General features: G+C 60.7%; 17 protein-coding genes and 1 pseudogene. 9 read left to right on the forward strand and 9 right to left on the reverse strand.

What is annotated here, in order from left to right; all coding sequences use genetic code 11:
- Positions 1–106: 106 nt before the first annotated feature.
- Both M6D32_RS00200 and M6D32_RS00205 read right to left on the reverse strand, forming a co-directional pair.
- A complete protein-coding gene (locus M6D32_RS00200) occupies positions 107–535 on the reverse strand; it encodes a VOC family protein (RefSeq protein ID WP_298252162.1) in 429 nt (142 codons plus the stop codon).
- Positions 536–556: 21 nt separating this feature from the next.
- Positions 557–1,720 carry a PA0069 family radical SAM protein gene (locus M6D32_RS00205; protein WP_298252164.1) on the reverse strand — a complete coding sequence of 388 codons (1,164 nt, stop codon included), beginning with the start codon at positions 1,718–1,720 and terminating at the stop codon, positions 557–559.
- A 178-nt stretch (positions 1,721–1,898) separates the two neighbouring features.
- Between M6D32_RS00205 and M6D32_RS00210 the strand changes: the two genes are divergently transcribed.
- Together M6D32_RS00210 and M6D32_RS00215 are read left to right on the forward strand one after the other, a co-directional pair.
- The gene (locus tag M6D32_RS00210; protein ID WP_298252167.1) at positions 1,899–2,468 is read left to right on the forward strand and encodes a glycosyltransferase; all 570 of its coding nucleotides are present in this window, start codon (positions 1,899–1,901) and stop codon (positions 2,466–2,468) included.
- Positions 2,469–2,526: 58 nt separating this feature from the next.
- Positions 2,527–3,447 carry a helix-turn-helix domain-containing GNAT family N-acetyltransferase gene (locus tag M6D32_RS00215; protein ID WP_298252169.1) on the forward strand — a complete coding sequence of 307 codons (921 nt, stop codon included), beginning with the start codon at positions 2,527–2,529 and terminating at the stop codon, positions 3,445–3,447.
- Between the two features lie 43 nt (positions 3,448–3,490).
- On the opposite strand, the gene M6D32_RS00220 is transcribed toward M6D32_RS00215, so the two are convergent.
- The 3 genes from M6D32_RS00220 to M6D32_RS00230 all read right to left on the reverse strand — a co-directional run bounded on the left by M6D32_RS00220 (position 3,491) and on the right by M6D32_RS00230 (position 5,494).
- On the reverse strand, positions 3,491–3,823 hold the full coding sequence (locus M6D32_RS00220; RefSeq protein WP_298252171.1) for a PilZ domain-containing protein: 333 nt from the start codon (positions 3,821–3,823) through the stop codon (positions 3,491–3,493).
- 145 nt (positions 3,824–3,968) lie between these two features.
- Complete coding sequence (moaB, locus tag M6D32_RS00225; RefSeq protein WP_298252173.1) at positions 3,969–4,532, reverse strand: molybdenum cofactor biosynthesis protein B; 564 nt, start codon at positions 4,530–4,532, stop codon at positions 3,969–3,971.
- 17 nt (positions 4,533–4,549) lie between these two features.
- Positions 4,550–5,494 (reverse strand): neutral zinc metallopeptidase, encoded by a 945-nt coding sequence (locus M6D32_RS00230; protein WP_298252175.1) that lies wholly within the window; start codon positions 5,492–5,494, stop codon positions 4,550–4,552.
- A gap of 383 nt (positions 5,495–5,877) precedes the next feature.
- Between M6D32_RS00230 and M6D32_RS00235 the strand changes: the two genes are divergently transcribed.
- Positions 5,878–7,011, forward strand: coding sequence for a site-specific DNA-methyltransferase (locus M6D32_RS00235; protein ID WP_298252177.1), 1,134 nt, complete (start codon positions 5,878–5,880; stop codon positions 7,009–7,011).
- 692 nt (positions 7,012–7,703) lie between these two features.
- Here M6D32_RS00235 and M6D32_RS00240 read toward each other — a convergent pair.
- Both M6D32_RS00240 and M6D32_RS00245 read right to left on the reverse strand, forming a co-directional pair.
- Complete coding sequence (locus tag M6D32_RS00240) at positions 7,704–8,195, reverse strand: SRPBCC family protein (protein WP_298252179.1); 492 nt, start codon at positions 8,193–8,195, stop codon at positions 7,704–7,706.
- A 42-nt stretch (positions 8,196–8,237) separates the two neighbouring features.
- Complete coding sequence (locus M6D32_RS00245; RefSeq protein WP_298252181.1) at positions 8,238–8,594, reverse strand: metalloregulator ArsR/SmtB family transcription factor; 357 nt, start codon at positions 8,592–8,594, stop codon at positions 8,238–8,240.
- Positions 8,595–8,790: 196 nt separating this feature from the next.
- Between M6D32_RS00245 and M6D32_RS00250 the strand changes: the two are divergent.
- From M6D32_RS00250 to M6D32_RS00260, 3 genes and pseudogenes are all read left to right on the forward strand, one after another.
- A pseudogene (locus M6D32_RS00250) lies at positions 8,791–8,990 on the forward strand (adenylate/guanylate cyclase domain-containing protein); the annotation flags it as partial.
- Between the two features lie 259 nt (positions 8,991–9,249).
- The gene (locus M6D32_RS00255; RefSeq protein ID WP_298252183.1) at positions 9,250–11,160 is read left to right on the forward strand and encodes an adenylate/guanylate cyclase domain-containing protein; all 1,911 of its coding nucleotides are present in this window, start codon (positions 9,250–9,252) and stop codon (positions 11,158–11,160) included.
- A 121-nt stretch (positions 11,161–11,281) separates the two neighbouring features.
- Positions 11,282–11,749, forward strand: coding sequence for a GNAT family N-acetyltransferase (locus tag M6D32_RS00260; RefSeq protein ID WP_298252185.1), 468 nt, complete (start codon positions 11,282–11,284; stop codon positions 11,747–11,749).
- 46 nt (positions 11,750–11,795) lie between these two features.
- On the opposite strand, the gene M6D32_RS00265 is transcribed toward M6D32_RS00260, so the two are convergent.
- Positions 11,796–12,797, reverse strand: a complete 1,002-nt coding sequence (locus M6D32_RS00265) for a phosphotransferase (protein ID WP_298252187.1) — start codon at positions 12,795–12,797, stop codon at positions 11,796–11,798.
- Positions 12,798–13,019: 222 nt separating this feature from the next.
- Here M6D32_RS00265 and M6D32_RS00270 point away from each other — a divergent pair, with 222 nt between their 5' ends.
- The gene (locus tag M6D32_RS00270) at positions 13,020–13,706 is read left to right on the forward strand and encodes a glutathione S-transferase N-terminal domain-containing protein (protein WP_298252189.1); all 687 of its coding nucleotides are present in this window, start codon (positions 13,020–13,022) and stop codon (positions 13,704–13,706) included.
- Positions 13,707–13,823: 117 nt separating this feature from the next.
- Here the strand turns inward: M6D32_RS00270 and M6D32_RS00275 are convergent, their stop codons facing one another.
- Entirely contained in the window at positions 13,824–14,270 is a 447-nt protein-coding gene (locus M6D32_RS00275) for a nuclear transport factor 2 family protein (protein WP_298252191.1), read from the reverse strand.
- A 95-nt stretch (positions 14,271–14,365) separates the two neighbouring features.
- Between M6D32_RS00275 and M6D32_RS00280 the strand changes: the two genes are divergently transcribed.
- Both M6D32_RS00280 and M6D32_RS00285 read left to right on the forward strand, forming a co-directional pair.
- Positions 14,366–15,298: a LysR family transcriptional regulator gene (locus M6D32_RS00280; RefSeq protein WP_298252193.1), complete on the forward strand. Its 933-nt coding sequence runs from the start codon at positions 14,366–14,368 to the stop codon at positions 15,296–15,298.
- 69 nt (positions 15,299–15,367) lie between these two features.
- Positions 15,368–16,433: flavin-dependent oxidoreductase (locus tag M6D32_RS00285; RefSeq protein ID WP_298252195.1), on the forward strand; the 1,066-nt coding region annotated here is incomplete at its 3' end.

Raw genomic sequence — 16,433 nt, forward strand, 5'->3', positions numbered from 1 at the left:
CAGAGGGCTAACCCGGCAGCAATATCCATGGCATGACCAGGCTGGCGGAACCGTCCACGCTTTCCGGCTCCTCCGAAACTCAACAACGAAGGCGACAGATCACGAGCTACAAAAATACGACATCTTCATCCGCTACGGACACCACTGCTTCCCAGGGATGCCCGTCCGGATCGGCAAAGTATCCGGAATAGCCGCCATAGTCGGTCCTGTGCGCAGCCTTCAACCGTCGCGCCCCTTTCGAGACTACAAACTCAATGACCTCGTCGACTTCGTCGGCAGAACGGCAATTCCAGGCCAGTGTCATGCCGCGAAAGGCACTCGGTCGCGGCTGATCCGGCAAGGATGTATCTTCCGCGAGTTGATCCCACGGAAACAGCCCGATCACCGTTGCGCCGGTTTCGAAGAACGCAACCGCTTCGCCGGTTGCACTCATTTTCCGGCCAAAGCCCAGTGCCTCATAGAAGGCGATGCTCCGACGCATGTCGGCGACACCGAGCGTGATGACCGTCAATCTTGGAACCGGCGGCTTTGGCATGGACGTTCCTTCGCAAAAATTTCAGAACAGGCTGAGCTGTCGTCCGCTTCGTTTCGGCCGCGCAAAATGATCCGTGGTGAGTTTCGAGCGCCGCTTGTTAAGCCCCAACTTTTCGCAGGCGATTTCGAACCTCCGCCCGATCATCCAGGCCATCGGTCCGGTTCCTTTCATCCGCGTCCCCCACTGCGAGTCGTAGTCGCGTCCGCCGCGCATGTCGCGGATCAGGGTGAAGACGTGGCGATAGCGATCCGGGTAGTTTGCCATCAGCCACTCGCGGAACAGATCGCGCACCTCGAGCGGCAGGCGTAGCAAGACGTAGCTTGCCTCCTTGACCCCCGCATGGGCGGCAGCATCGAGAATACGCTCGATTTCGCTGTCGTTCAGCGCCGGAATGACGGGAGCAACCATCACCGTCGTCGGAATACCGGCTTCCGACAATTGCCGCAGCGCTTCCAGCCGCAGTGGTGGCGTCGAGGCGCGCGGCTCCATCGTGCGGGCGAGCCGCGCGTCCAGCGTCGTAATCGAAATCGCGACCTTGGCGAGATTGCGCTTGGCCATCCGCGCCAGAATATCGATGTCGCGCGTCACCATCGCCGACTTGGTGACGATGCCCACCGGGTGCGAGGCGCGCTCCAGCACTTCAAGAATACCGCGCATGATCTTGTGATCACGCTCGATCGGCTGATACGGATCGGTGTTGGTTCCGATCGCAACCATCCGCGGCTCATAATTCTCGGCCGCAAGTTCCTTTTCCAGAAGCTGCGGCGCATCGGGCTTGGCCAGCAGCTTCGATTCAAAATCGAGCCCCGGCGACAGGCCGAGATAAGCGTGGGTCGGCCGGGCGAAACAGTACACGCAGCCATGCTCGCAACCCCGATAGGGATTGATGGAGCGGTCGAAGCCGATATCGGGGGAATCGTTGCGCGCGATCACCTTGCGCGAAGTATCGAGCGATACCGTGGTCTTGAACGGCGGCAATTCCTCGAGGCTCTGCCAACCGTCGTCAAACGCGACCCGCGCCTCGGCCTCGTAGCGGCCGCTCGTATTGGATTGCGCGCCCCGGCCGCGCCGCCGTTCGCGATCGATCGCGACTGCAAGCTCCGGGAAGTCGGGGGGCGCACCCGCCGGTTTGGAGGGCGGCTCGACCGGCGGGTGCTTGAGCGCATGTGAGGATGCTCTGCTCATGGTTCGAAGATAGCATGAAACAGGAACAAATCAAGAACATGAATGGGCAATTTACAAGCCAAAGCGAGAAAAGTTTGAAACTGTCCCCGAGAGACGCCGCAAAAAGCTGCGCGGCGGCGGGCTGATTTGAATATGACAAGGTGATAACGGTGCCATCGCTTTTGGCCGTTACGAGATCATGCTGAGCGTCATCATCCCGACAGAAGGTACCGAACATCCGGTCGTCGCCACGCTGGCCTCGCTGGTGCCGGGCGCCGCCACCGGCGTCGTCCGCGAGGTGCTGCTGGTCGACCGCGGTGACCATGGCGTGATCGAACGGGTGGCCGATGTCGCCGGATGCCGATTTCTGCACTTCGACGGAGCGCGCGCGGCGGCGCTGGCGGCCGGTGCGCAGCAGGCGCGCTCGCCATGGCTGATGTTCCTGCAGGCGGGCACGGTGCTCGATCACGGCTGGACCGACGAAACCGCGCAATTCATCCAGCGCGTCTCCGATTCGGAACGTCCCCGCGCCGGCGTCTTCCGTTACGCGCGCTCGCCCTATTCCGATCGCAGCTTGCGTGACCGCTTGAAGTCTATCGGACGACTGGTCGCGGGCCCGTTCGCCGACCAAGGGCTGTTGATTGCGCGCGACCATTACGAGCGGCTTGGCGGTCATGCCCCAAACGCCCGCAATGCGGAAACGCAACTGCTGCGCCGGCTCGGCCGGTCCTCCCTCATTTTGCTGCACAGCCGGATTGTCACGGCCTGACATCTATACTTGCCAAAATCAACTAATCAGTTGACAGTGGCAAGTATCGAGGTGCCCCATGCTTTCGGATCATGAAAGCCGCATATCCGCGGTCCGCTCATTCAACCGCTTCTATACCCGCCAACTCGGCGTGCTCGGCCAACGACTGCTCGAGAGCCCGTTCTCTCTGAGCGAGGCGAGGGTACTGTACGAACTGGCGCACCGTGACGGCGTCGCCGCCAAGGAAATCGGGACCGAACTCGATCTCGACGCCGGTTATCTCAGCCGGATCGTCCAGAAATTTGCCGATGAAGGCCTGATCAGCCGCAAGCCGTTGTCGGAGGACCGCCGGCAGCACCAGCTCAAGCTGACCGCCAAGGGGCGCCAGGCCTTCGCGAGGCTCGATCGCAGCTCGCATGAGGAAGTCGCCAGGACGTTGCGTCGGATGCCGGAAGCGGACCAGAGGCGGCTCACCGCTGCGATGACAGCGATCGAGGGCTTGCTCGATAGCGCACATGCACCTGCCGCGACATTGCGCGAACCGCGGCCGGGCGACATGGGCTGGGTCGTGCAGAGCCATGGTGAGAGCTATGCCAGCGAATATGGCTGGGATTCTTCGTTTGAAGCGCTCGTTGCCGAGATTGCCGCGCAATTTCTCAAGTCATTCGACGCCTCGCGCGAGCGATGCTGGATCGCCGAACTCGATGGGGCGCCGGTTGGCTCGATTTTTCTGGTTCGCCATGACGACGACGTCGCCAAGCTCCGCCTGCTCCTGGTCGAACCAGCCGGACGCGGTCACGGCTTGGGAAAGCGACTGGTCGGAGAATGCATTGGCTTCGCGCGGGCCTGTGGCTATCGCAGGATCACGCTGTGGACGCAAAGCATTCTGACGGCGGCCAGAAAAATCTATCAGGACGCCGGCTTTGTGCTGGTGGCGAGCGAACCGCACCGCAGTTTCGGCCAAAGCCTGATCGGCGAAACCTGGGAGATGAAGCTTTAGCGGCTTTCCGCACTCTGCGAACGATATCCCTTGACGTCCACCATCACGAAGGCTGGACCGATGCCGCTACCGGATCGATGGCCGGCTCTGCGACGTCCGGCAGAAGCGTGACGAATTTGACGCCGTAAGTCTTGCCGCGGCGCCAGACCACCTCGCACAGATCGCGCTTGTGATGACCCTTCACCAGCGTCAGCTCGAAGCGGTCCCTCACGTCCATCGCATCGTCGGTTGCGATCCGCGCGCCTCCCGACGACAGGTCCAGGATCTGGCATTCGTACTCGGTCACGCCGTTGTCAGCCGAAATCCAGGCCAGCCGCTTGTGCAGCTGCCGTCGCGGCTCGCGCTGTACCCTCGCCCGGGGATCGACAACACTCATCAAGGTCACCGGCTCGTTGCATCCCCTTTCAGCCCCGGCAAACGTCGAGGCTTCGACGAATCTGACGGGTACTTCGTAAGGTTCCGTTAGTACATTGTTTTGGAATTTAAACGTTATCGACGGACCCTTTGTGCAAATGGCTCCCTCAAGCCGACGCACCGTTCGCCTTGGGCCGGCGCAAATGCTCGTCAAGTCGCGGCATGATCTCGACGAAATTGCAGGGCCGCGTGCGATAATCGAGCTGGGCGCCAAGAATTCCGTCCCAGCCATCGCGGCAGGCGCCCGGCGAACCGGGCAGGCAGAAGATGAAGGTCGCGCTGGCCACGCCCGCGGTCGCACGGCTCTGGATCGTCGAGGTACCGATCTTGGCGTGACTGAGCATATGAAAGGCGATGGAGAATCCATCCATCCGCTTCTCGAACAACGGCTCGATCGCCTCCGGCGTGACGTCGCGGCCGGTGAACCCGGTGCCACCCGTGGTGATGACGGCGTCGACGGCAGGATCGGCGATCCAGCGCCTGATGATCACGCGGATCGCCTCGACGTCGTCGAGGATGATTTCACGCGCGGCGAGATGGTGGCCCGCCGCCTCAATCCGCTCCGCCAGCGTCGCGCCGGATTTGTCGTCGGCCAGCGTTCGGGTGTCCGAGATGGTGAGCACCGCGATGTTGAGCGGCACGAATTGCTTGGTTTCGTCAATCGAGGTCATGCGAGGTCAGACAATCATTAGAGCGACGCAGCACCAAACGTGTCGCAGGCCTTCAACGTTCCCTGCTGATAGCCGGTCATGAACCATCGCTTGCGCTGTGCCGCCGAGCCGTGCGTGAAGGAGTCCGGCACCACGCGCCCCGTGGCCTGGCGCTGCAAGGTGTCGTCGCCGATTGCGGATGCGGTCGCCAGCGCGCCGTCGATATCGCCGGCTTCGATGAAGCCCGGCCGCTTCTTCTCTTCGCGGTTGACCCAGAGACCGGAGAGACAGTCCGCCTGCAGTTCCACCCTGACCTGAAGCGCATTGGCCGCCGCCTTGCTGCCGGACGCACGCTGTTGTTCGGTCACTTTCGGCAAAATGCCGAGCAGGTTCTGGATGTGATGTCCGGCTTCATGCGCGATGATATAGGCGGCGGTGAATTTGCACGCCGAGCCCTGACAGCCATGGAATCTGGTTTCGATCTCGCGGAAGAAGCCGGTGTCGAGAAAGATCTGCCGGTCCGGCGGACAGTAGAACGGCCCCATCGCCGACTGCGCCATGCCGCAGCGCCCGCCATTGGTCTGATTGCGGAACAGCACGACGCGCGGGCCCGTATAGGTCTTGCCTGCAGCCTGGAAAATCTCGCTCCAGCGATCGTCGATCTCGCCGAGAATGCCGGCGATCATGCTGCCCATTTCGTCGGTTGGCGCGCCGCGCTTGACGGTCGTGGAGCGCCGGTCGGTCTGGTAGGTCGGCGCCTGGCTGCCGCCTCCGGTCAGGATTTCAGCGCCGCCAATCAGGACGCGCGGGTCGATTCCGAAGGCGTAGCCGACCAGGCCGAGCACGATGATGGTGCCGATGCCAAGGCCGCCGCCGCCACCGATCGGCAATCCAAAGCCGCCGCCCCCGCCGCCCAATCCGCCGCCGCTATCGTCGCGACGGTCATCGATGTCGTCGCTGCGGCGAAAATCATCGTAACGCATGGCCTGACTTCCTCGTTGCGTCTCAGTTCAGCCACCTCTCTCATCCGGGCGGAGGCGGCAGAATTTTCTTCGTCTCGTCTAATAACCTGCCCGGCAAAAATTGCCTAGTGGAGGCGGATCGGCAGCGTCCCGAAAGCTTTTTCGCCGATACCGGCGGCGAACGCCCAAATCTCAATTCTCCTTAAAATTCCGTAGCTACTGCGTGCGTGCGATTTCCGAACCTTGGCGAAATTTCTTCGCCTGCAACGACGAATTCATCGGATCGTGGGCGTGAAAGAATTGCCCGGTTAAGTCGATTTTTACTTTGCCCCGTCAAAGTGGCGTCAGTCGGTTGTTAGGTCCCGCGTCGCCGACAGCGTCGCCTGAGTCAGAGTATTTGAGTCATGGTTGTGTCGCGTCGCGGGGCGTCTGCAAGGGCGCCCCGCACTAAATTTGAGTCCGATCCGGATAGCCGCATCATTCTTGGCGATTGCGTCGCCGAGATGTCGAAGTTACAGGCTGGCTCCGTCGATCTCGTCTTCGCCGATCCGCCCTACAATCTCCAGCTCAAGGGCGAACTCAAGCGCCCCGACGAATCCCATGTCGATGCCGTCAACGACGACTGGGACAAATTCTCTTCGTTCGCCGCCTATGACGATTTCACGCGTGCATGGCTGCTCGCCTGCCGCCGCCTGATGAAACCGTCGGCGACGATCTGGGTGATCGGCTCCTATCACAATATCTTCCGCGTCGGCGCGATCATGCAGGACCTCGGCTTCTGGGTCCTCAACGACATCGTCTGGCGCAAGACCAACCCGATGCCGAATTTCCGTGGCCGCCGCTTCACCAACGCGCACGAGACCATGATATGGGCGGCGCGCGACGAGAAAGCCAAGGGTTACACGTTCAATTACGAGGCATTGAAGGCCGCCAACGAAGACGTGCAGGCGCGATCGGACTGGCTGATCCCGCTCTGCACCGGCGAGGAACGATTGAAAGGCGAGGACGGCAAGAAGGTCCATCCGACCCAGAAGCCCGAAGGCCTGCTGGCGCGGGTGCTGTTGTCATCGTCGAAGCCCGGCGACCTCGTGATCGATCCGTTCAACGGCACCGGCACGACCGGCGCGGTGGCAAAACGGCTCGGCCGCCGTTACATCGGCTTCGAGCGCGACAAGACCTATGCGGCCGCCGCCGAAGAGCGCATCGCCTCGATCGAGCCGCTGCCGGAAGCAGCGCTCGCACCGTTCCTGACCGCGCGCGATGCGCCTCGCATCGCCTTTTCCGAACTGATCGAGCGCGGCATGATCTCGCCGGGCACGAAGCTGGTGGATGCCAGGAAGCGTCATGGCGCGCTGGTCCGTGCCGACGGCGCCATCATGCTCGGCGACAAGGTCGGCTCGATCCACCGCATGGGCGCGGTCGCGCAAGGAGCCGAGGCGTGCAACGGCTGGACGTTCTGGCATGTCGAGACCAAGCAGGGCCTCAAGCTGATCGACGAGTTGCGCGCCGAAATCCGCAGCCGGATGGCGGCGGGGTAAGCTCTCAACGTCGTCCCTGCGCACACGCAGGGACGACGCACGATTCAAATTTCAAACAGCCGTCGTACGAACGCAGCTACGCGATCTCGCCGCGAGTTTCGCGCGAGGTTTGGCCTATTCGATCCGCCCTCTGCCATCAAAGGGCGCAGGGAATGCCGGGCGCTCGATGCACCCGCAGCCTTGTGTGCGTAGTAAGAAAGCACACAAGTTAGTCACCACGGTCACACCGGAAACATCCGGCATTCCCCGCGCGGTGGTTTTAACGGCCTATGGCGGGCTCTCCCCGGTGATCTTGTCACCGTCCCCGCGCAATGCGAAGCATTGTCGCGAGTTGATGCCGGCGTCGAGGCATCAGGACCACACGCTTTCGCCGTCCGCTTTCGACATCGCTCGTCAATCGATGCAAAAGCGTCCATCGCATCCCGCACCCAACTTTCGTGACGATCGCGAAGCGCCCCTCTGGGCGGGCACGGAACGGCCGGGCTTTTAAAGTTGATTTGCCCGTCGTCGCAACCGGAGAGCCTGCGACACGTTGGCACGACGGGCAAATCAGTTTGGTCAACAGAAACCGTGTCAAGGACTTTCGCGCTGATTGGCGCCGCGACTGAAGAAAAAGCCGACATCGACGACGGTCGTTGCTGAACCGGTCGCGGCGCTCGTCACACCCGTCTTGCAGGGCCCGTTCGAAGTGATCAGCCCGCCGCTGCCTCGACATGCCGAGCCAGCTTGTCCAGCGTCTGGTAGCCGTACTCTACGGCGCCGAAGGCGATCGTCCCGTCGCGCTGCGCCTTGGTCGGATGCAACTGCCGCAGGGTGATCACGGTCTTGCCGTCGCTCTGCTCATCGAACGTAATCGTGCTGCGAAAAAGGGCTGGATCGTCATCCATGTCCGAACCGTGATCGATCTCGATCAGGCGTGGCGGCTCGATGCGCCGAAAGCGTATTCGGTTCGTAAACCGCTGGCCGTTTGGGGCGAGCATGTCGAACCGCCACACGCCGCCGACGCGAATGTCGATTTCCCTGGTTTCGATCTTGAACCCCGTCGGCCCGAACCAGTTCGGCAAATGCTCCGGTTTTGTCCAGGCGGCAAAGACGACATCACGCTTTGCCTTGATGACACGCGAGAGAACGATCTCGCGATCGATATCATGGTGTGCGAGGGCGGCGTCCGGAGTTGAGGTCATGGCGATTCCTGTGCTTTTGAGGATGTAGTGTGGTTGGGCGCATCATTTGCGACGCCGTCTCCTTGGCGGCTTCTTCTCAAGCGTCGCGACATAAGCTTCGAGCCGGTCAAGGCGGGCTTCCCAGATGGCGCGCTGCTCGGCGAGCCAGTTCTCGGCCCCCTCCATGGCGCCCGGCATCAGACGGCATGTGCGGACGCGGCCATGCTTCTCCGAAGAGACGAGGCCGCCGGTTTCCAGCACGCGTAGGTGTTTCATCAGGCTCGGCAGAGCCATGTCGAACGGTTGAGCGAGTTCGCCCACGGAAGCCTCGCCTTGCGAGAGCCGCGCGATGATTGCTCGCCGCGTTGGATCGGCGAGCGCGCTGAACACGTTGTCGAGACGAGGATTATAGTTAGCCATGGAGCTAACAATAGACGCGCGACGGGCATCTGTCAACAATAGTTTTCCAATTGGATAACTGTCTGTCTGCCGGCGGGCGAGAGGCCGCTCATTGGAATGCGCTGGCAACAGGGTCATCAAATGTGTCGCGACAGGCAACTGTCGGCATTCGTTCTTGCCATGACCGCCGGCCAGGTCGTGTCGTCAAGAATTCAGAGGTGCCCTCGTTGAGTTCGGGAGCGTCGTGAATGCCGCCATACACTGCGCGTCGAAATTCAGTGCGGCATGGCTGAAAAAAATATCGAGGTGCCGCAGGTTAAGCGGATCGAATTTCGCATCGGCATTCACGTCGGCGACATCATTTTTGATGACAACGACATCGTCGGCGATGGCGTAAACATTGCTGCCCGCCTTGAGAAGGCAAATCGTGTGGCTACCGAGTCGCCTGTCGGCATTTTCTGGCTTTCCTTTGAGGAGCCGCCGCGAGACTGAAAGGGGCGTTGGGATCGCTTAGGTATTATAGTACCTTCAACCAATGAACCCTGGGTTTCGTCGACGATGGAAGCGCTCCGGAGATTGACGGGAATCTAAAAAAGCCGCTTTCCTTAAGATAGGCTGCACACCACCGTTCTCTGCGTTTGCGGCGGCTCGCGTTTTGCTTAGGGAGGCGGCGCCGATGGGAATCAAGCTGGTAGCTGCACAGTCGGCCCCGATCAAGATTGCTCCGGTTGCTCCGCAACGACGTTTATCGGCGGTGATGTTGGCCGATGTCGTCAACTACAGCCGCATGATGAGCCGTAGTGAGGAGGAAACGCATGCTCGAGTTACGAAGCAGGTCCGCGAGCTGATTGAACCAACTATCGAGAAATACAGCGGGCATCTCGTGCGCAGCATGGGCGACGGGCTGCTGGTTGAGTTCACGAGCGCGGTCGATGCGGTACGTTGCGCACTCGACATCCAGCGCGGCCTTGCCACGAGCCAAGTGAACGAAAAAGATCGCATCCTGCTGCGGATCGGGATCAATACAGGCGACGTTCTCGTGGATCGTCGAGATATCTACGGAAACAGCGTCAATATTGCCGCGCGGCTTGAGGCTTTGGCCCGGCCGGGGACAATATGTGTCAGCCAGAGTATCTACGACCAGACGCGCGCCCACGCCGAGTTTTTTTTCGCGAACTGCGGGACGCACCGGCTAAAGAACATCCCGTACCCGATCCACGTGTATGAGATTGCCTCTGAGCCAATCCGGGTTCCGCTCCTCACTCGACTTGCTGCCTACAAGTTCGAATTGAAGGCAGCCCTTTGCATCGCCGCGATAGTTTTCGCTTCAATCGCTTTCGTTTTCATGTTTCGCGAGAGACATGGGGAGGTGATGCGGACAAACAGGATCGTCGTGCTGCCCTTCAAAAACATGAACGGGGATACGGCCGACGACTATTTGGCTGACGCAATCACTGACGATTTAACGACCGAGCTGTCTCGGTTGCAGCGCGCCTGGGTGATAGCCTCCCGCACGGCTTTTACCTACAGGGACAAACCGAACGACCCTCGCCAAATTGGCCGCGAGCTTCGCGTCCGCTACGCGTTGGAAGGCAGCGTAAGGCGTGCCGGACCAAACGTCCAAGTCAGCGCGCAACTGATCGATATCGAAAGCGGCACCAACCTTTGGGCCAACTCTTTCGACTATGAAACCAGCAGTCTGCTTGATCTGCAGGACGAACTGATGGGCCGAATCGCCAATTCGCTGAATGACCAGGTGACGCGTGCTGGCGCACGAGGCGAAGTCGGTACGTTAGCAGCAGATCACAATCCGCTGGATGAAAGGATGCGAGCAATGGCCGCAAGTGCCGGTTACCCCACTCCTCAGAAATTTCTTGAAACTCGGCAACACGCTGAGGCAGGACTGAAAGCCGATCCAGACAACGCGCGTCTTCTTGGTCTTCTCGCCAGCGTTCTGGTTGGGGACGTACTCAACGGCTGGAATGACGCAGGCCGGCCTGAGGTTGATCGCGCTGAAGCCGCAGCAAAAAAAGCAATAGGCCTGGACTATAATACTCCGATCGCGCATCACGCACTTGGTTACGTCCACCGGCTACATGGGAACCACAAGGCTGCTCTGGATGCGTTCAATACGGCGACAAAGATCGACCCGAACTTTGCGAGATCGTATGCGCAGGCCGGAAACGAAATGGTCTTTCTCGGCAATCCTGGGGAAGCGAGCGCCCTGGTCGCGAAGGCAATCGAACTCAGTCCCAATGATGCTGCTATCGCCACGTTCCTCTGGGTCCAAGGACGTGCTTATTTCACACTGGGCGACTATCCAAAGGCTATCAAGGCTCTCGAGGACTCCGTGAGGGCGAGACCAAATCTTTGGTATGTCCAGGCGTGGCTGACCGCGGCTTATGCCCTGTCTGATCGTGATGTAGACGCGCGAAAGGCACTCAAGGAATTTCAGGAGAAGTACCAGACGCGATCCAGCCTTGATGCAATCGCTCAATATTACTCGGAAAAACAATACCAAAATCCCACGCTGAAAGACGCTTCAGACAGGCTGTTGAAGGGCCTGCGGAAGGCGGGCCTGAAATAGATTGCGCGGCCTGCCAGCGATATGCGCGACATCCGGGCAAAGCCCCGGATATCGCGCTGCTCATCCGGGCTACACTTGCCGAAGTGCTGCGTATCCGCCGACGGCAACCGGAGCCAATTGCTTGTCACGCATTATCAGACCTCCGGCAATCGAAGAGCTGCCAGCGCTCTCGGCACTATGCTTCAGATCGAAAGCGGTGTGGGGCTACGACAGCGACTTTATGGAAGCGTGTCGCGGAGAGCTCTCCATTGATCCCAGTGACTTGCGATATACCTCAATCGCCGTCGCGGAACAGGACGGCGGGCTCGCTGGCGTTGCGCAAATCAAAGTCACCGGAAGCGACGCAGACTTGCTCAAGCTGTTCGTCGAACCGGCCGTTTTGCGTAGCGGTATCGGCCGAGCGCTTTTTGCCTGGGCGGCTGACTTGGCAACCAGCCAGGGTGCCGATCGCCTTTTGATCGAGGCCGACCCGGATGCTGCGCCCTTCTATCGCCGAATGGGCGCTCGGGATGTCGGCCTGGCTCCGTCCGGATCGATACCTGGAAGGACGCTGCCAAAATTGGTCAAAGACCTGTGTTCGATATCCTGAGCATCGACAGGCAGTTTTTTGCTAGTTGCTAGAGCTGCCTTCAACGCTATCGCATATACGTCGGTGGCAACCCGGGCGGCACCGAACCCGAGAGGAATGAGGCCAGGAACATTTTGCCAAGGACGTGGCTGGTTTCCGCAGTCTCGGCCAGAAGTCGTCTTTCGCGAATCGCCAACTCGAACTGCGCAGAGCTGGGCGCCGAGAGGCTGTCGTCGGGTTTGTCCCGCGGTGCCAGCGCCGAAGCGCTGAACAGCACTCCCGCATAGTAGAGCCGCGTAAGGGCCCGCACCTGCGCCAGTCGATCGCGCAGAAGGGCATCCGGCTCATCGCCGAGCCAGGCGAACAGCAGCGCCTCTTCCAGTTCCGGCGACGACGCGAAGTTGTCGAGCGCGGTCGCCACATCGACCAGCGGATCGTTGCGGTAGGCGCTCTCCCAATCGATCAACCACAGCCGCTTGCCATCGAACAGAATGTTTCTAGGGAGCACATCGTTATGGCTCGAAACACAATTCTCCGAACCATAGGTCCGGCAAATTTGCTCTAGCCGTCCAGAAGCCTCGTCCAAGAGGCCCTCAACGAAAAGCCCGGTCTTACAAACATGGGCCCACAGCCGCTTTACAATGTCTGGGTAGTGCACGAAGTATGGAAATAAGGGCACGCCCTGTAGCTCCTTAAGCATCGCCCCAATCGCCCGGGCTAGCCCCGAACCGCCACCCGGATATGTTTCAAGTGGTCTATCTTCGATGAAATCCATCATCACAACACGATCGTTGACGTCGAAGTAATGAAGCTGGGGCGCGATACCCTCCTCCGCAGCGATGCGCATCGAAAGATATTGGTGAGGATTGCGCAACGGGCTGGCGGAACCTTCTATTCGCAGCACAAAACGTCGACCACTGGCTTCGACTAAAAAAACGAATGCTCCCGAGACACCGCCCGTCAAAGGTCGGACGCCAGAGATTGCGGCAGCCCCGAGTACGACCGCGATCGCCCGCTCCGCCGTGTGCCGCTGGGACTCGGAAAGTGCTGCGAACGGATCGTTAGTCATTGCTTGCATCTAGCTCCTGAAATCGACAACCTACAGGCGAGGCAAAGTCCGGGAAAGCCCTGATCGAGCCTCTAAGCTGTTGATCCATGCCTCGCCTCTTTGGCCGCTTCCTGCAACCCTTCACAAACTCGTCGCTTGCCCTTTGCGGCGAAATTTGTGCAGTCTCCGCCGCCATTGAGCGGTACCGCCGATCTGGCGGCGGCAACAAAAAGGGAGATCTGAATGCTCAAATTCTATTTCAACGGCGCGCCGAACCCGAACAAGGTCGCGCTGTTTCTCGAAGAGACCGGCCTGCCCTGCGAATTGATCGCCGTCGACACCCGCAAGGGCGAACAGTTCAAGCCGGAATTCCTCAAAGTCAATCCGAACGGCAAGGTGCCGGCGATCGACGACGACGGCGTTTTCGTTTTCGACTCGAATGCAATCCTGCTCTACCTCGGCGAAAAGACCGGCAAGTTCATGCCCGCCAACACGCCGAAGAATCATGCGCAGCTTTATTCATGGCTGATGTTCATTGCGACCGGCCTCGGCCCCTATTCCGGTCAGGCGGTGCATTTCAAGCACGCAGCGCCCAAGGACCTCGAATACGCGCACAACCGCTACCAGTATGAAGCCCATCGCCACTACAAGATCCTGGACGATCATCTTTCCAGGAGCAAATACATGGTCGGCGATACCTACACGATCGTCGACATGGCGTTCTGGGGCTGGGTGCGCATGGCACCGTACGTGCTCGGCGACGACGTCTTCACCAAATATCCGAACGTGAAGCGCCTGCACGATGAAATCTCGGCACGCCCGGCTGCCGCGCGCGCCATCGCGCTGAAGGACAAGTTCACCTTCAAGGCCGAAATGGACGATGCGGCGCGCAACATCATGTTTGGTCACCTCAAAACCAAGGTGGCCTGATGTCATTCCGGGACACGCGCCTTACGCGTGGACCCGGAATCCATGGCACCACAACGATACCGGAAAAATGGATTCCGGGATCAGCCCTGTGGGCTACCCCGGAATGACGAAGAATCCTCAATCGGCTGCGCGCGCCTTCTCGTCCGGAAACTTGCCTAGCGCGCGTTCGGTCAGTACGGAATCGCAATATTCCCGGATCTCCTTGATCCTGCCGCCCTCGAAGCGGAACACCAGGCAATAATCGTTGTCGTAACGCACGCCTTCCCGCGTGACGTTATCGCCCTTGGCTTCCACCACGACATGGTCGCCATCGGCGATGATGCGATGCGCGATCGTCCGCGTCCGCTCGGCAAGGCGCGTGCGAACGAGACCGTGCAGATCGTTGAGGATCGATGGCTTGCCAGTGAAGGTGCGCGACCACGAATATTGACCGGTCACAGTCCAGATCGCGTCGTCGGCAAGGCTTGCGACAAACAGCGACCGATCGCGCACGGCGGGATCGGTATTGCCGGCGGCTGCGAAAATCTGCTCGATCAGTTTCTTGTTGCTGGCGGTATCGCTCATGGCGGCCTCTTTCGCGGGTATAAATACTCCGACTATCATTGCGCCTGGATCTTTCATTCTTCCAATCGATATGAAATATGATACCCATTCATCCAATGAATTTGAATTCGCTTGACCTCAATTTGCTGGTCGCGCTCGACGCCCTGCTCCGCGATGCCAGCGTCACCCGCGCGGCGATGCGGATCGGCCTGTCGCAGCCGGCGGCGAGCCATGCGCTGCAGCGGCTGCGCGACGTGATCGGCGATCCGCTTCTGGTCCGCACCGGCGCGCGGATGGAATTGACGCCCCGCGCGGAGGCGTTGCGCGGGCCGCTCGCGCAAACGCTCGACCAGGTACGCGGGCTTTTCATGCCCGACGAGTTCGACGCCGGCCGCAGCGAACGGCATTTCCGCCTGATGATGCCGGATCTCGCGGTCGAGCTGCTGATGCCGTCCTTGATGGAAAAGCTCACCCGGCAGGCCCCACGCGTGACCATCGAGGTGGTGCCATGGCGGGGACCGGCGATCTTCAACGCGGAGTTTGCCCGCACCATCGATCTGGTCATCTCGATCGGCGATGCCTTCAAGGGCTTTCACCGCCAGCGCCTCTATGCCGACAGCGACGCGCTCGCGGTTCGGCGTAACCATCCGATGGGCGCGAAATTGAGGAAGCGCGAAGCGTTCCTCGCCGCCCGGCATGTCGCCGTCGTGATCCGCGGCGCGCGCGAAGACCTGATCGACACCTGGTTGCGCGGAAAAGGCATCGAGCGGCGGATCGCGCTGGTCGTGCCCGGTTATATCGAGGCGCTGCATGTCGCCGCTCGCACTGACCTCGTCGCGTTCGTGCCGCGCCGCCTGATCGCCGCACTTGAAAAGCAACTGTCGCTGCAAACAGTGACGCCGCCGTTCGATCCGGGCATCGACGAACAGCACATGTTCTATCCGACCCGCGCCCAGTTCGATCCCGGCTCGATCTGGCTGCGCAAGCTCATGCTCGCGACCGGCCGGGAGCTGGACGGATCGAAAAGACTAGCGGGTCGAAGCCCTTAAATCGCCGGCCTTCGCAGTTGCCCACTTGCACCGCCCATGTCATGACGCTGTCATCTCATAGAGGGGATCATGACAGTTCTTATCGCGGGCGGCGGAATTGGCGGGCTGACGCTGGCACTCAGCCTGCACCAGATCGGCGTTCCCGCCAAAGTCTTCGAGAGCGTTCCCGAGTTGAAGCCGCTCGGCGTCGGCATCAACGTCTTGCCGCACGCCGTCCGCGAATTGATCGAGCTTGGCCTGCACGACCGGCTCAGTGCCGAGGGCGTCGCGACCAGGGAACTGGCTTATTTCTCCAAGCGCGGCAAGCCGATCTGGAGCGAACCGCGCGGCCTGGAGGCGGGCTACAAATGGCCGCAATTCTCGATCCATCGCGGCACGCTGCAACAGATCCTGCTCGATACGGCAATCGAACGGCTCGGCGCGGAGAATATCCTCACCAGCCATCACTTGCGCGACTGGACCGAAACGTCCGACGGCATTCGCGCCAGCTTCATCGACAAGGCCACCGGAAAACCCGCGGGCGATTACGAAGGCGCGGTTCTGATTGCCGCCGACGGCATTCACTCGGCGGCGCGGGAAAGGCTTTATCCGAACGAAGGCCCGCCGATCTGGAACGGGCGCATCCTCTGGCGCGGCGTGACGGCGGCGAAGGCCTTTCTGTCCGGCCGCACCATGATCATGGCCGGCCACGAAACCCTGAAATTCGTCTGCTATCCGATTTCAAGGGAGCCGGATCGCGACGGCAAGTCTGGGATCAACTGGATCGCCGAGCGGCACATGCCGCCGAGCTATCAATGGCGGCGGGAAGATTATAACCGCACCGCGAAGCTGGAAGAATTTCTGCCGTGGTTTGCCGACTGGACGTTCGACTGGCTCGATGTCCCTGGCCTGATCAAGAACTGCTCGCATGCGTTCGAGTATCCGCTGGTCGATCGCGATCCTGTCCCGCAATGGACGTTTGGCCGCGTCACGCTGATGGGCGATGCCGCGCATCCGATGTACCCGATCGGCTCCAATGGCGCGTCGCAGGCGATTCTGGATGCGCGGGTTCTGACCCGCGAGATCCAATCTCACGGCCCGAATGAGGCCGCACTCAAGGCCTACGAAGCCGAACGGCGTCCCGCCACGACCGAGC

This window comes from Bradyrhizobium sp., from assembly GCF_027307225.1.
Taxonomy (GTDB): Bacteria; Pseudomonadota; Alphaproteobacteria; order Rhizobiales; family Xanthobacteraceae; genus Bradyrhizobium.